Source organism: Haloimpatiens massiliensis (genome assembly GCF_900184255.1).
GTDB lineage: Bacteria > Bacillota > Clostridia > Clostridiales > Clostridiaceae > Haloimpatiens > Haloimpatiens massiliensis.
The window spans coordinates 40699-57049 of the sequence record NZ_LT854638.1; the positions used below are offsets into that span (position 1 = coordinate 40699).

The 16351-nt window shown below is 30.0% G+C and carries 14 protein-coding genes; 10 read left to right on the forward strand and 4 right to left on the reverse strand.

All coding sequences use genetic code 11. The annotated features are described in order from the left end of the window. Window positions 1-30 precede the first annotated feature (30 nt). From C1715_RS05035 to C1715_RS05045, 3 genes are read left to right on the forward strand one after another with little or no spacing between them, the layout of a single operon-like run. Window positions 31-1833: an ABC transporter ATP-binding protein gene (locus C1715_RS05035; RefSeq protein WP_102399537.1), complete on the forward strand. Its 1803-nt coding sequence runs from the start codon at window positions 31-33 to the stop codon at window positions 1831-1833. 23 nt (window positions 1834-1856) lie between these two features. Further along, window positions 1857-3671: an ABC transporter ATP-binding protein gene (locus C1715_RS05040; protein WP_102399538.1), complete on the forward strand. Its 1815-nt coding sequence runs from the start codon at window positions 1857-1859 to the stop codon at window positions 3669-3671. Next, window positions 3610-4110 (forward strand): class I SAM-dependent methyltransferase, encoded by a 501-nt coding sequence (locus C1715_RS05045; RefSeq protein ID WP_102399539.1) that lies wholly within the window; start codon window positions 3610-3612, stop codon window positions 4108-4110. Before C1715_RS05040 ends, C1715_RS05045 begins: the two co-directional genes overlap by 62 nt. Before the next feature lie 14 nt (window positions 4111-4124). Here C1715_RS05045 and C1715_RS19300 read toward each other — a convergent pair whose 3' ends face one another. Then, entirely contained in the window at window positions 4125-4301 is a 177-nt protein-coding gene (locus C1715_RS19300) for a hypothetical protein (protein WP_180964000.1), read from the reverse strand. Between the two features lie 197 nt (window positions 4302-4498). Continuing rightward, entirely contained in the window at window positions 4499-4963 is a 465-nt protein-coding gene (locus C1715_RS05050; RefSeq protein WP_102399540.1) for a COG2426 family protein, read from the reverse strand. A 312-nt stretch (window positions 4964-5275) separates the two neighbouring features. On the opposite strand from C1715_RS05050, the gene C1715_RS05055 reads away from it, so the two are divergent. The 6 genes from C1715_RS05055 to C1715_RS05080 all read left to right on the forward strand — a co-directional run bounded on the left by C1715_RS05055 (window position 5276) and on the right by C1715_RS05080 (window position 12491). Beyond that, window positions 5276-6865 (forward strand): PTS transporter subunit EIIC, encoded by a 1590-nt coding sequence (locus C1715_RS05055; protein ID WP_102399541.1) that lies wholly within the window; start codon window positions 5276-5278, stop codon window positions 6863-6865. 119 nt (window positions 6866-6984) lie between these two features. Further along, window positions 6985-8424: a Sapep family Mn(2+)-dependent dipeptidase gene (locus tag C1715_RS05060; protein WP_102399542.1), complete on the forward strand. Its 1440-nt coding sequence runs from the start codon at window positions 6985-6987 to the stop codon at window positions 8422-8424. 28 nt (window positions 8425-8452) lie between these two features. Beyond that, window positions 8453-10015 carry a BglG family transcription antiterminator gene (locus tag C1715_RS05065; RefSeq protein ID WP_102399543.1) on the forward strand — a complete coding sequence of 521 codons (1563 nt, stop codon included), beginning with the start codon at window positions 8453-8455 and terminating at the stop codon, window positions 10013-10015. A gap of 93 nt (window positions 10016-10108) precedes the next feature. Continuing rightward, window positions 10109-10825, forward strand: a complete 717-nt coding sequence (locus C1715_RS05070) for a ribulose-phosphate 3-epimerase (RefSeq protein ID WP_102399544.1) — start codon at window positions 10109-10111, stop codon at window positions 10823-10825. A gap of 286 nt (window positions 10826-11111) precedes the next feature. Then, a complete protein-coding gene (locus tag C1715_RS05075; RefSeq protein ID WP_102399545.1) occupies window positions 11112-11942 on the forward strand; it encodes a Cof-type HAD-IIB family hydrolase in 831 nt (276 codons plus the stop codon). A gap of 63 nt (window positions 11943-12005) precedes the next feature. Next, on the forward strand, window positions 12006-12491 hold the full coding sequence (locus tag C1715_RS05080; RefSeq protein ID WP_242971893.1) for a PTS sugar transporter subunit IIA: 486 nt from the start codon (window positions 12006-12008) through the stop codon (window positions 12489-12491). Between the two features lie 73 nt (window positions 12492-12564). Here the strand turns inward: C1715_RS05080 and C1715_RS05085 are convergent, their stop codons facing one another. After that, the gene (locus tag C1715_RS05085; RefSeq protein ID WP_102399546.1) at window positions 12565-13719 is read right to left on the reverse strand and encodes an iron-containing alcohol dehydrogenase; all 1155 of its coding nucleotides are present in this window, start codon (window positions 13717-13719) and stop codon (window positions 12565-12567) included. Between the two features lie 234 nt (window positions 13720-13953). On the opposite strand from C1715_RS05085, the gene C1715_RS05090 reads away from it, so the two are divergent. Further along, window positions 13954-14595: a transaldolase family protein gene (locus C1715_RS05090; protein WP_102399547.1), complete on the forward strand. Its 642-nt coding sequence runs from the start codon at window positions 13954-13956 to the stop codon at window positions 14593-14595. A gap of 242 nt (window positions 14596-14837) precedes the next feature. On the opposite strand, the gene C1715_RS05095 is transcribed toward C1715_RS05090, so the two are convergent. Beyond that, window positions 14838-16349, reverse strand: coding sequence for a phosphohexomutase domain-containing protein (locus tag C1715_RS05095; RefSeq protein WP_102399548.1), 1512 nt, complete (start codon window positions 16347-16349; stop codon window positions 14838-14840). Window positions 16350-16351 lie beyond the last annotated feature (2 nt).

Below are 16351 nucleotides of genomic sequence, written 5' to 3' on the forward strand. Positions count from 1 at the left end.
ACGATGTGTTAACATCGGAATGGAGGAAAAATGAATTCAAAACATTTAAAATATAGTTTTTTTAGTAATTTACGATATATATTTATTAATGTATGGAAATATGATAAACTTTTATTCATATTTTTTACTATTAATTCAATGTTAAATGCATTATATCCACTTGTCATTGCTTTTTTCCCAAAGTTAATTATAGATGAACTGTTGACAAATAGAAGGATAAAGTACTTAATATCCATACTGATACTATTTTTAATTACAACTGCTATTACTGAATTTTTTACCTCTTTATTACAAAGTAAATGTACATTAAAGATAATTATGATCAGAGCTAAATTTCTAAAAAGACATAGCATGAAATGTATGACAACGGACTTTGTAAACACTGAAGATAAAGAATTCTTAAACAATTCAAACAAAGCCCTTAAAGCAATTGAGAAATTTAATTATGGGCTTGAGGGAATGCTTCGTGAATTGTTTAGATTTGGAAGTATTCTTTTAGCCTTTGCAGGATACTCAGTTGTTATACTTACCTTTAATCCATGGGTTTTAATATATTTAGTTATAAGTGTTGTTATTATGTATATTTTTAATTTAAGAGTAAAAAATTATGAATATAGTAAACGTGATGAAGTATCAAATCTTGATAGACATATAAACTATTTAAATAATACAATGTGCGATTTTTTATATGGTAAGGATATTAGAATATACAATATTTCAAAGTGGATAAGTAATAAATTTATAAAATTTACAGATGAAAAGATGACTATCAATAAATCAATTTACAATAAGTATTATAAGAGTAATCTTTTAAATGTGGTGTTTTCTTTTATACGAGAAGGAATTGTTTACTTTTATTTAATCTATTTAATGCTTAATAATAAAATCACCATAGGTAGCTTTGTTATGTATGTTTCAGTTATTGAAAGTTTTTCAGGATGGTTACTAAATGTTATTAGTAGCGCTACAAATTTACATAGTCAAAATATGTATATATGTGATTTGAGAGAATTTTTGGAGGAAAATAACTATAATAAGAAAAATCAAGAACATAATGAATATGATTGTAACAATTTAACTGTCGATGAAGTAGAATTTAGAAATGTATCTTTTAAATATCCTAATAGTGAAAAATATGTGCTAAAAAATTTCTCCTTAAAGATAAATCGTGATGAGAAATTGGCTATTGTTGGTAGGAATGGAGCTGGTAAGACTACAATAATAAAATTATTGTGCAGATTATATTCTCCAACGGAAGGTGAAATTCTTATAAATGGAATAAATATTGAAAGATTTTCCACTGATGAATATAACAAGTTGTTGTCTGTAGTCTTCCAGGAAGTTAAGATATTTGCTTTTTCAGTTGCTGAAAATGTAGCCTTATGTAAAGAGAAAGATATTAACTTTGAAAGGGTATATAAAGTACTTAAGAAGGTAGGATTAAGCTCAAAGATTAAAGGATTAAGTAATGGAACAAGTACTAGTATGTTAAAGTTTTTAGATGAAGATGGAGTTGAATTTTCAGGGGGAGAAAATCAAAGACTAGCTATTTCAAGAGCTATATATAAAAATGGGGACATTGTTATATTAGATGAACCTACCTCAGCCTTAGATGCATTAGCAGAATATGAAATTTATAATAACTTTAATAATATAATGAACGGTAATATAGGAATTTATATCTCCCATAGGCTTTCAAGTACCAGGTTTTGCTCCAATATTATTTTACTTGAAGATGGACAAGTTGTAGAGAAGGGAACGCATAATGAGCTTCTTAATCTCAATGGGAAATATGCAGAACTTTTCAATATCCAAGCAAAATATTATAGATAAGTTTAGTTAGAGGAGAGTTAATTATGGAAGTTAAAAGTAGTATTAGCTTTAAAGAAAAGCTTAGAATAAGTATGAAGTTTATGAAAATAGTTCATTCACTATCTAATAAGTATATTTTGTTATCCTGCATATCAGCTGTATTAAAATCTATTCTAGTATTATTAAATGTAATAATTCCTAAATATCTTATAGATGAATTGTTAGGACAAAAGGAAATTAATGTTTTAACTTTTTATGTTTTAGCTTTGATATTGTCCAATCTTTTACTAAATGCTCTTAATGCATATTTAGAGAATAAAATTAAAATATTGAATGAAAAATTAATAAGAGATCTAGAATTGGATATGGCAAATCATATTATGAATATGAAGTTTGAAAATCTTGAAAGCACTAAGGTTTTGAATTTAAAGGAAGAGGTTTTAAACTCAATTAAAAATCAAAGAGTTATTAATAGAATGCTTAATAGTATATTCAATATTTTTCAAGCAGTAATTTCACTTCTTGGATTGACGGTGATTTTAATAACTTATAATTTTATAATTATTTTAGTAATATTATTAATTGTGTATTTAAATACTAAGTTATATAAAAGGGTACAGAAAAATGAGTATGAATTTCATAAGACCTTTGCACCTTTTAGGAGAAGGTTACAATATTATATGAATTTTTCAAGTGATTTTTCCATGGGAAAAGATATTAGAATTTATAACATGGTACCAATGGTTTCGGAAAAAATCGATAAGTACCATAAAGAATCTACAAAAAGCTTAAAGATACTTCATGATACCTTTGGTCTATTTACAGGATTATCTAATATAAATACCCAAATTGAAATGACATTAATTTATGCATATATAATATATAAGGTTTTAATTAATGCCATAACCATAGGAGATTTTACTATGTACACATCTGCTGCAAGTAAGTTTTCGGAATCAGTGACTAATATATTAAACTCAAGTGTTGAATTCTTTCAAATGTGTGAATATATTAATTCCTACCTAGAATTTAAAGAAATACCTTTAGTTAATGATCAGGGGAGGCTAGATGTTAAAGATAAAGATAATATTACAATTGAATTTAAAAATGTATTTTTTAAGTACCCTAATAATAATGACTATACTTTAAAGGATATTTCAGTAAAAATCTCAAATAAAGAAAAGCTATCTATCGTAGGTAAAAACGGAGCGGGTAAGACCACATTTATAAAGCTAATATGCAAGCTATATAAACCTCAAAGAGGACAAATCCTTTTAAATGGAGTTAATATTAACGATATTAACCATGATGAATATTTAAAACTAATATCTGTAATCTTTCAGGATTTTAAATTATTTTCTTTTAGTGTAAAAGAAAATATTGCCTTTGATGATGCAAATGTAGATTCTAAAGAAGTGGATGATAAAGTAACTGATACATTAAAAAAGTCAGGGGTATGGGATAAAATCAATTCTTTAAATAAAAAGGCTGACACATCTGTATATAAGTTGTTTGATAAGGAAGGAGTAGAATTTTCTGGTGGTGAAAGTCAAAAAATAGCCATTTCAAGAGCTTGTTATAAGGATTCTTCAATTATTATATTAGATGAACCTACTTCTGCACTGGATCCCTATTCGGAAATGGAAATTTTTACAAAGATTAATGAGCTTGTTAAAAATAAGTCTGCTATCTTTATATCTCATAGATTATCTTCCTGTAGATTTTGCGATAGAATAATTGTATTTGATGATGGTAAAATAATGGAAGATGGAACCCATGAAGAATTACTAAAGCAAAATGGAAGGTACTGTGAGATGTGGAATAAGCAATCTAATTATTATAAGGAGCAAGAAGCATAATATAAATAAACTATTTTTAAAGGAACTACAAGGCAAAAATGTATTAGATATTGGAGCGGGAAGTGGATATTATACAAAATATTGTATAGATGCTGGAGCAAATGTTACACTTGTTGATTATAGTCAAAAAATATTAGATTTATTACTAAATAAAATAGAAAGTAATAGGTTAAAAGTTCTTAGGGCAGACATATCACACAAGGTTCCAGACTCTAAGGATTATATAATATGTAGTTTTGTTTTACATTATATTAAAGATTTAAGCATTCCGTTGAAGGAATTCTATAGAATTTTAAAAAAGGGTGGTTTGCTACTTATTTCGGTACATCATCCATTTTATGATTTTAGAAAATTAAATAAGCCAGATTATTTTTATAGCAGGTTTGTTGAAGACATATGGAATATTAATAACGTATGTTCTGCAATTTCAAAAATCTAATTACCAATTTATAGTTATAAATTTATCTTTAGGAATTTTAATCCAACAACTAAGTTTAGACTTATCCTACATTTTATGATGGTGGTTAGATGATGAAATTGTGGTTTATTTATTCCATAGTTTACATCATTTAAGTAGTTGTAAATTCTATCATCAATGGATATAATATGATTAGTAATTTTATTTGGCATACTGATGACTTCCTGTGTTTTAATTGAGTAGTAACTTTTATATATCACGGAAAGCATCAGTGTGCCATATTTATTTTTTGGTAGTATTACCAATTGAGCTTTTTATTTTGCAGAATTAAAGTTATTTAATTAAAGTTTGAATTTTGCTATTTTAAAATGATATATGTTTTGAGATAGGTTTGTCTAGAAATTCTAAATTAAAATATACTAAACACACCTACACTAGCAGCGCCCATTATAATGCCTGCTAATAATACTCCAGCCATAACAGCTACAATACTAGTTTTAAAATCCATATCTAGAAAACTAGCAGCTAAAGTACCTGTCCAAGCTCCAGTTCCAGGAAGTGGCACTCCTACAAATAGCAATAGACCGATAAATAAGCCTTTATTACCTGCTGTTTCTTTTAATTTTTTTCCTGCTTTTTCACCCTTTGCTAGGCACCATGTAAAAAAATTACCAATAACGGGTTTATCGGCTCCCCATACAAGCACCTTTCTTGCAAATAGATATATAAAAGGCACTGGTAACATATTGCCAATAATTGCAATGATATAAGATTGAAGTAAGGGTAACTGATAAAGTTGAGAATATGGTATAGCTCCACGTAATTCCACGATTGGAACCATTGACATAAAAAATACTATTGCATATTTGGTCATTATCAAAACTCCACCTTTTCTTTAAGTATAATTAGATAATCAATTTTAAAAATAATATATCATAAATAGCAAATAATCACAAATTGTTAAATTTTAATATCAAGCATTTATATTTAGTTTTAGCTTTTTTTACAATATTTCATCATAATATTTTAAATTATTCCTTAATAAATTACAAGTTACCACAATCAATGTATTATTTTTTATACTATAGTTAAAAAATTCCCATAATATTGTGGAATTTTTTATAATTATTATTAGAGATAAATGATTTAAAATAGAATTATACAAATTTGATTGGAGGTTATAATTATGAAGGGGAAAATTCAAAAATTTTCTGGCGCAATGATGATACCGGTAATTTTATTCGTAATTGTTGGTTTTTATGTTGGAATTGCTAGTGCATTTACCAACTACATTTTAACTCCTAATACATTTCTTCATACGATATTTTCAATGTTTGAAGGCATAGGATTTATGGTAATGAGGTATTTACCTTTCTGGTTTGCAGTAGGCATTGCCTTTGGATTATCTAAAAAGGAAAAAGGTTGGGCAGCCTTTGGTGGACTTGTAATGTTCTTTGCATTTAACACTTGCATTAAAACGTTTGCAGGGGCAGAGGGTTGGAATGCTGGTACAACAACTGTAGACTATTTAACTAAAAGCTTAGGATATTCACTTCAAAAGGCACAAAATTTTAGTGCATTATGGACAAATATTGCTGGAATATTTACATTTGATATGGGTATATTTAGCGGAATTATAACAGGTATAACAACTTCATTTATACATAATAAGTGGTGTGAAAAGGAATTCAAAGGTGCATTTTCATTTTTTAGCGGCCCAAGATTTGTAATAATATTAATAACAGTATTTGCAATTCCATTATCAATTGTAACTTACTATGTATGGCCATTTATTGCATCAGGATTACAGGCCTTAACAAATCTTATAACAACTTCAGGAATTTTTGGTACATTCCTATTTGGTGCAATGGATAAAGCGCTTCTTCCATTTGGTATACATCACTTAATAGCATTCCCAATAGAGTATACACGTGTTGGTGGGGTAATGACTATTGATGGTGTTGTTTATGAGGGAGTTAGAAATATAATGAACGGTCAAGCTGCATCAGCAAGTGCAATTGGATATATTACTAGAAACTTTACAACAGGTAGAATATTATTCCAACTAGGAGGACTTCCAGGAGCAGCTTATGCAATATATAAAACAGCAAAGCCTGAAAACAAAAAGAAGGTTGCATCTTTAGTGCTTCCAGCGGCTTTAACATTAATCTTTGTTGGTATATCTGAGCCAATTGAATATACATTCTTGTTTATAAGTCCACTACTTTATTTCCTTGTTCATGCACCGTTAGCAGGAATTGCATATGCTTTAACTGAATTAACAAAGGTATCAATAAATGGACATGCATTGTTCTTTATGATTCCAAATTTATTCCAAATGCAAAAGGTACATGCTTGGTCATTGTTAATACTTGTTCCTGTATACTTTGCACTATACTATTTTATATTCAAAACATTAATATTGAAATTTAACATAAAGACACCAGGTCGTGGAGATGATGAGAACGAAATAAAACTTTACAAGAAGAGTGACTATAAAGAAAAAGTAGCTGAGAAAAAGGAAAATAAGGGAAAACTTTCTGAAAGAATAGTTGAGGCTCTTGGTGGAGCGGATAATATTGATGATGTTACAAACTGTGCAACAAGACTAAGAGTAATAGTTAAAGATGGATCACTTGTTGCAAGTAATGATGAGTGGACATCAAATCTTGAGGCTCATGGTGTAGTTAGAAATAAAACAAGCTTCCAGATTATTTATGGACCAAGAGTAATAACTGTTGCATCTCAAGTAAAGGATGTACTTGGTTTAAATTAAGATATACGGTTTATTAAAATTTAATTCAAATAATTTAGACTACATAAGAAGGTGTTAGTGGTATTACCGCTAACACCGTATTGTGTTTAAAAAAGGATTAGTATAAGGGGGTGGATTATATGGTAGAAAAAAACAATAATTATGAAGTGAATAGGGATTATGGAAGTTCCTTTGACAAGAACTTTATAGAAAAGCTCTACAGCTATAGGAATCAAATGAAGAGTGATCTTGCCTCATTGATTAGTATTAATTCTGTTAGAGATCTTCATACTAGTTATAAAGGGGCTCCATTTGGTAAGGGAATTAGAAAATGTTTTGATAAAGTGATGGAACTTGCTGTTAGGGAAGGCTTTAAAGTTGAAGATTTTGATGGATATGCAATGCATATTGAATATGGTGATGGAGAAGAGACACTTGGAATATTAGGGCATCTAGATACGGTTGATGCAAAGCATATTGAAGGATGGAATACAAATCCTTTTGAACTGGTAGAAAAAGATGAATTTTGGTATGGTAGAGGAGTAAATGACGATAAGGGACCAGTTCTAGGATGTTTTTATATTTTAAAGGTTTTAAAAGAGCTTAATTATAAACCAAATAAAAAAATAAGATTAATATTGGGTGGAGCAGAGGAAACTACTTGGGAGTGTATGCAATATTATGCTAAACACAATAAAATGCCTGATATGGGATTCTCACCGGACTGCGATTTCCCTATTGTTAACTGTGAAAAGGGTATAATCAAGTGTCAATATGAAAAAGAATTAAAAGCACAGTTAGATGGAATTAATAATATTATAGAGATTAAGTCGGAATTAAACATTGATGCTGTGTGTTCAAATATTAAAATATATGTTGAGTCAAGAGATGTAGAGGGATTGATAAGTTGTCTTAAAAAGGCTTCTAGTATTACAAAAAAAGATAAACTTATAGAAATAGAGTATCAGGGGAAATTTGCCCTAAGCAGGAATCCCCATAAAGGCGAAAATGCTATTTTTAAATTTGTAGATGACTTTGTTAATGTAAAGGAATTAAATCTAGAGGGTAAGGTTATTATTGATATACTTAATAGATATTTTAATAATGATATATATGGCAAGAAACTAGGGCTATTCCATGAAGATGCAGAAACTGGAACAACAACAAGTAACCTAGCATATGTAGAATTTCTAAACAAAAAGCTTTTAATTGGATTTGATTTTAGATATCCTATGGGTATAGATAAAAAATATATATTAAACAGATTATCCTGTATTGCTGGAGAAATTGGAATGAGTTTTAATGTGCTTAAAGATTTAGATTTGTTATATGTTTCAGGGGATAGCCAGTTGATTGATAAGTTAAGTAAAAGCTATGAAAAAATAACGAATAAGAGGGCTCTTCTTTTTACAAAGGGGGCAGCAAGCTACGCAAGAACCATGAAGAACTGTGTAGGTTTTGGACCATCCTTTGAGGAGGATAAACCAAACTCCCATAAGGCAAATGAATGTATAAACATTAAGAATTTCTATAAAGCTCTCGAAATTTATTATGAAGCGATAAAGGGGTTAACCAAGTAATTAAACCTTAGAAAGGAGATTGACGCCAATGTTGCATACTAGAACCTTACAAATAGCAAAAATATTACTTCAATGTCAGGATAACATAACAATTGCTGATATTGCAGAAAGATTAAACGTTTCATACAAGACCATAAGGAATGATTTTGACGATGTTGATAAATTTCTTTCTGAAAGGAATCTTGAATTAAACAGAAAATCAGGAGTAGGAGTCTCGGTAATTGGTGATGAATCCTTAAAGCTTAAAGTAATAACAGAAATTAATGGGTTAAAGCTTCTAAATAATAATTATGGTTCTAAGGATAGACAACTTTATATAATTTATTTGCTTTTAAACAAGAGAAGGATAAAGATAAGCTCTTTAGAGTATCAGTTTTATATAAGTAGACCTTCTGTTTATAAAGACCTTGATGAGGTAAGAAAATGGTTTAATGAAAGAGAAATTGAGGTTTTAAGAAGTAGACAGAAGGGATATGTTATAGAAGGCGGAGAAAAAAGGATAAGAAAAGCTATTTTTGATTGGATACTATTAAAGGAAAGGCAAGAGGAAAGATTTTATATAGAGGAAAATGATTCACCTGGTAAATCTTTTGATTGTGAATTTACAAAACATTTATTTTCTAGAAGTAGTGATTTTTTTGAAGGTGTCAGTGAGCATAAGATAAGCCAAATTGTTTGTTTGATAGAACATGAATTTGGGGTTAAATTTGTACCACAAGATCTTAAACGATTAAGAATAAAGTTTTCAATAAATATTATGCGAATTAAAAAGGGGTATTATTGCACCATGAAGGAAAATACCCTTGATGATTTAAAAAATATGGATAATTACAAAATAATGTCAAAAATTGCAGAAGCAATAGAAAAGCTCTTTCAGATTACGCTTACAGAAGATGAGGCAGGATATCTCTTTGGAATAATAGTTGCATCTAAAACTCATAAGGAAAATAAAAAATGGAATATAGCAGATGACTTTTTAGAAATTAACAAAGAAATAACAGAAGAAATTACTAAACTTGTTTATGAGCATTACAACATAAGGGATAAGGAAAACTTCTACAATGGCATATTCCATCACTTAAAATCTGTTGCAAATAAGATTAATTATGGTTTAGATTTTTATAATCCATTAGAAGAGGAAGTTGAAAGGAATTTTCCAGAGATATTTAAGCTTGCCAGTAAAGTTGTGCCTATTATAAAAAAATTTTATGATTATGATATATCAAAAGGTGAAATTGCATATATAGCTCTTCATATAGCTGCAGCTATAGAGAGAAGCAAACTTCCATTAAGAACTTATGTGATTTACAATAACAGCTATGCTGAAGTTAAGTTAATAATGGAAATACTTAAAAATAATGTATCACAAATAAATATAATGGAGGTTTTTCCAATATCTCTAATTAATGATATGGATTTTCAAGAGGTTGATTTGATTATTACTAATAGTAATTTAAAACTAAATAAAGGCATTGAGACTATTGTACTTCCATCATTACCTGCAGAAGAGGATATACAAAATTTTGCTAATCTCATAAGAAGTACTTTTGAAAATATGAATTTGAAGATGATAAAAAAATACCACAACTAAAGGTAATTTTATTATAAATTACAGGTATTACATCATGCTAAAATTGAAATATAGGATAGATTATAGCTTTAATTATGAAAGGAGATATAATAAATGAAACATATTAAAATAGCAGCAGGACTTGCGCATGTTAATTATGGTAATATAGCAGGAGTTGTAAAGGAAGCAGTTGATGCAGGAGTTGATTATATACATTCCGATGCAGCTGATATGCATAACCTTAAAAACATGCAGTTAATGGGAGGTCACCAAATAATTGAAGGCATTAGACCAGTTACTGACAAACCTATAGAATGTCATATTTATACTGAAAGCTGTGACAGACTTTTTATAGAGAAACTTGCAGCTGTGAAGACAGATATGTTAATATTACCTGCAGAGAATTTTATAGGAGCACCTTTAGCATACATCATAAATTACTGTAGAGAGTTTGGAATAAAAGTAGGATTAACAGTAGGATGTTATACACCATTATCCTTTGTTGAAGAATCTATATACGATATAGATCGTCTACATATTGTTATGCATGGAGTTGATGAAACTGATGGTAAGGATAACTGGGGTTGGAGAATGTCTGCAATTGACCTTTTAAAAAGAGCAAGAAAAATGATAGACGAAAAGAATCCAAAATGTGAGCTTGCAGTTGATGGAGGATTACGATACAATAACATGGATCCTGTTGTAGAATGCAATCCTGATGTAATTATATTATCATCTGCAATATTTAAAGATCCAGATGGCATTACAGCAGGTGTTAAAAAATGTAGACAGGCTATCGACAGTGCTGCTGAAAAGTACAATATTGAATAAGTACATGAAAAGAAATAACAAGTCAAATATACTAGCATACTGACTTATTATTTATTTGAATGTGCCTAATTAGAAATATACAGTGATTTTATAATATAGGCCTGTTGTTGGATATTTTAAGCAACAGGCTATGTTTTTAGTAGTTAAATATACAATCCTAAGATATTAGAACATTTTGTTTTTTTATACATCCTAGGGGTAGACTAATTTGGTAGCGATGTTATTAAGTAAGAATAGAATAGATTTATTAGATTCTATAGATGCCTGAGAGAGTGAGGAGATATATATGAAATACAAATTATTTGTTACAGATATGGATGGAACACTTCTTAATTCAAGTAAGGAAATAACCAAAGAAAATAAAGCAGCAGTTAATAGGTTAATTGAAAATGGAATTGAGGTGGTACTTGCTTCTGGAAGGCATCCAGTTTTACTTAAGGGATATCCTAAAAAATTAGGCATTGATACACCTGTTATTGGCTGTAACGGTGGAATGATAAAGGATTTAATGTCAGAAGAAGTTCTTTATATGAGTGAAATGAATATGGATTCTGTTAAAAAAGCCATTGAAATCGCTAATAAGTTTAATGTGGATTTTTGGATTTATGAAAAGGAAAATATATTCTATAACAGGGAAAATGATAGGGTGCGTAAGCATCTTGAAAATAATAAAAATGCTTCTAGGGATGAATTTGTACCTATAAAGAAGTTTAATAGTATTTCAGATTTCACTGAAAACGCTGCAAAAATAACAAAGGTACTATTTATACTTATTGGACGTGAGGATATGAAAGAAAAATTATTTTATGAGCTTGAAAAAATTTCTGATATTGAGCTTTGTCAATCAGACAGAGTATTGATAGATGTAATGAACAAGGGCATAACAAAGGGCAGAGCAGTGAAGCTGTATGCTGAGAAAAAAGGAATTAAAAAAGAGGAGATTATTGCAATAGGAGATAATCATAATGATATTTCTATGATAGAATATGCAGGATTAGGAATTGCAATGGGAAATGCTGAAGAGGATGTAAAGAAGGTTTCAAAATATGTTACTGAGGATTGTGACAGCAATGGTCTTGCTGAAGCTGTGGACAAGATTCTCAAAGGACAACTATAAATGTATTTAATTTTTAAAAATAAGTACTATGCAGTTTATTAAATTTATTACGGGGTGAGCATTGTGTTTAAAAATTTATTTAAAAAGAATAAAGAGAAATATGAATTTGTTGCACCTATGAAGGGTAGATTATTAAGCATTACAGAGGTACCAGATCCAGCCTTTTCAGGTAAAATGATGGGAGATGGATTTGCCATTGACCCTGCTAACGGAAGTGTTGTTTCACCAGTTGATGGAAAAGTACAAATGATTTTTCCAACCAAGCATGCAATTGGAATAATAGCAGATAATGGATTGGAGATACTAATACATTTTGGTTTAGATACAGTGTCATTAAAGGGTGAGGGTTTTGAAGTACTTGTGGCTGAAAATCAGACTATAAAAAAAGGAGATCCAATACTTAGTATAGATATTGATAGTGTAAAAGATAAGGTCCCTTCAATAGTTTGTCCTGTGGTTATAACAAATTTAAATGGAAAAGAAATTGAATTGACCCAAAAAGGAAATGTTGAAATGGGTGATATAATCACTCTAGAAGTCAATAATTAAGCATAAGTGCCGTGCAGTGGAGAAAGGAGAAAAACTCTGTTAATCCATTGCACGGCATTTTAAATATTAATTATTAAAATGATTCTTTAATTATATTTTGTAGGTCTTCTTTTGAACCAAAAGGTAAATATCCAAGAACAGGACAATTTAAAATTGTGTTTAATTGTTCATCTGTCACTTTAAAATCTCTTAGTGTAACATGAAGATTAATAGTTTCAAGAAATTTAATCATTTCATCGTAAAGTTTTTCAGCAGCTGTTTCGTCAGATGATTCCTTTAGACTTGGGCTGAATATACGGGCAACCTTTGCAAACTTTTCTATATTATTTTTCCATTGTTGTTTTATAAATGCAGGGAATACAATTGCCAAGGTTTCTCCGTGTGGTATATGTGCTACCCCTCCTATTATCTCTCCAAGTGGATGAGGTGCTGCTGCTCCTGAATTAGCAAGACTTGTACCAGCTAATGTATCTGCCATTGCAAGGTTACTTCTATATTCCATGTTTTTACCCTCTAACAGAACTTTTGGAAGGTTATTACAAACAAGCTCCATGGCTTCAAGAGCTATTATTTCTGTAAATCTTGAGGCTCTAGGGTTTATATAGCTTTCAAAGGCATGGCTAAAAGCATCAAAACCAGTTGAAGCTGTAATTCTTGAAGGGAGTGTTACCATAAGCTCTGGGTCTATTATACACTCTTTAGTAAAGTTATCTGGGTGAAATACTGTATTTTTTGCATCACCTTGAGATATAACTGCGGCTTGAGTTACTTGACTTCCTGTACCTGATGTTGTTGAAACAGCTACTATTGGTAGTCCTTTAGGTGATAGAGGAGCATAGTGTTCAAAAGGACTTGTATAAGTTTTAAATACATACTTCCAATCTATGGTTTCAAGGCCATTTGTTAAAGCAATCATTTTTGCAGTGTCTATAGAAGAACCGCCACCAACAGCTACAACAACTTCAACATTATTTTCATTTGCAAGTTTAAATCCCTTTTCTATAACCTCAACTGAAGGGTTTGGAACTACTTCATCAAAATGTGTTACTTCTATATCAGATTTTGACAATATATCAATTACTCTATTGAAAAGTCCGTCTAGAGGTGGTTCCATTGGCGTTGTAACTAGAAGACACCTGTTACCGTATTTTTTTACTGTGGAGCCAAGTTCATTAATTCTTCCTTCTCCAAAGTGAATTTTGCTTGGTTGATAAAAATTAAAATTCATACTGAATTACCTCCATTGCATTATATACTTTATCTTATAAATCTATAATACATTAATTTTAATGGGGTATATAAAATAAAAATTTACACATATATGTGGTAAAAAATAAAAGGAGTTCTTTATTAATTACCGTTTTAATAAGGAAATAAAACTATAAGAAAAGCATATGTAAGGCGTTAATATATATTTAGGGACATATTGTATATTTTGAAAATATTCTAGGAGGTGATATGAATGAAATTTTTAATTGATTCAGCAAATATAAGTAATATAGATAAGGCAATTAAAATGGGAGTAGCTGGGGTTACAGCAAATCCTTCTATGTATGCTAAAGAAAAGGTCAATTTTTACTCTTTTATACAGCATATAAGAAAATGTACTGCTGGAATTGTAACTGCTGAGGTTATGGAAGACAGTATAGATAAAATGCTTAAGGATGCAGAAAAAATAATTGGAATATCTAAGGATATAGTTATCAAAGTTAATTTTTCTCCAAGGGGATTAGAATTTGTTAAAAAGCTTAATAAAATGGGCATAAAAACTGCTATGACACTTGTATTTTCAGTAAGCCAGGCAATGTTAGCAATTGAAGCAGGAGTTGACTATATATTCTTTTTTATTGGTAGAAATGAGAATATAGGAGTAAATGGATTAGAAACTCTTAAATGTATTTGCAGCATAACAAAGGAAAATGAATATAAGACTAAAATTGTAGCAGCAAGCATTAAAAATCCTTATCATGTAGAAGAAGCTGCTAAGTTTGGGGCTGATTATGCAGCAATTCCATATGACATGCTAAATAAGGTATGTTATAACAGCTTAACTGAAGAGGGAGCAGCAGACTTTACTAAAGCTTGGGAAAAGCTAGAAGTGTAAGGAAGTTCTATAATTTTGTAAGCATAAGAAGTTATATATTTGAATATTACTATGTTACCATTGCACAAAACGCTTAAAATAAAAACCCATAAGAAATTATATGTAAAGACGGAGCTGTGGCACTAAAAATAAATACTACAATATATTGTACTAGATTTAAATTTTTAAGACAGTATATTGTATGTAAATTATTTAATGCGGCAGCCCCGTTTTTATACGTTTATGGTTTACAGTTTATATATTTATAAGTTTAATTTAAGTTTATTAAATCTAATTAAAAATATCTGGATTTTTTCAAATATTTTATCTGAGCCAGTTTCAAGCTTAGATTCAATATTAATTGGAAGTACAGGATCATGAAGGGACATTCTTATAAGGCACCATCCGGATTCATCACTGTTGCTGCAATTTACACGAACTCCCTCATAACTGTTTGGGGCAATACTCCAGCCTGGGGTATTAGATACAAACTCTTTAAAGGCATCAAGCACTTTTGTACCATATTCAACAAAATTATTTTCCTCTATTTTAATTCTTATTTCCTTTGAAGAGAGTGGTTCTTCTAGGGAGTTTATAAGACTGTGAAGAGATTTATTTTCTTTTATAAGTTTAGCCATAGTGATTAGAATTTTCACTATTAAATATGCCCCATCATCAAGAAAATAATTTTCCTTTAGTGCAGCATGACCACTTGTTTCAATTGCAAGATGAGATTCCTCACCGGTCTTATTTAATCTTATTGACTCATTTATAACATTCTTGTATCCTCTTTTGAATCTATGATGGATTCCGCCAATGGATTCAATATATAGAGATAACTCATCTGAGGTAACTGAGTCTGTAACTATTGTTGTTCCGGGATATTCTTTAAGTACTATGTTAGATATAAGTGCTATAAGCCTGTTCCTATTTATTATTTCTCCATTTGAATCAACAATGGCAGCTCTGTCCACGTCAGTATCGAATATTATACCAAGATCAGCTTTATTATGAAGAACACATTTTTTAATTGATAGCATTGCATCTCTATCCTCTGGGTTTGGGATATGGTTTGGAAATGTTCCATCTGGATTTAAAAATTGGCTTCCAGTTACATCAGCTCCAAGAGGTACAAGTACCTTTTCAACGAAGAAACCTCCTGAGCCATTTCCGGCATCAACCACAATCTTTGTATTAAGTAAAGGCTTCTCCTCTTCTGTTGCCAGTTTTATTTTTTCTACAAGTATTTTAGAGTAGGCATCCATAAGGTTAACTTTACCTATAAGTGTATCACAATTTATTATTTCCCTTGATGCATATTCTGAATCTGCATATTCCTCTGCAAGTGTCAGTATTTCTTTTACATCTTCTTTTTCAAGAGCGCCATTCTTTGTGAAAAATTTAAGTCCGTTTCTATTATATGGAAGATGTGAAGCGGTAATCATTATAGCACCATCAGCTTTGATTTCATCTATTATGGTACTCATGAACATAGCAGGTGTTGAAGCAAGTCCACAATCTAATATTGATGAGTTAGTTAAGCATATACCATCGATAATACCTTTTTTTAATGAATATGCAGACAATCTACTGTCGTTTCCAATAGCTATATTTAACAAAGTCTTACCTGTTTTCTCTTTAAGCCAAGTTACAAAGCTTAATCCTATTAGTGTTGTATGATAGGAGGTTAAATTAACCTTTTCTCCTTCCATTCCTTCAAGAGCGATGCCTCTTACATCGTTACCGTTTTGTAGTGATAAAAAATCGCCTTTCATCA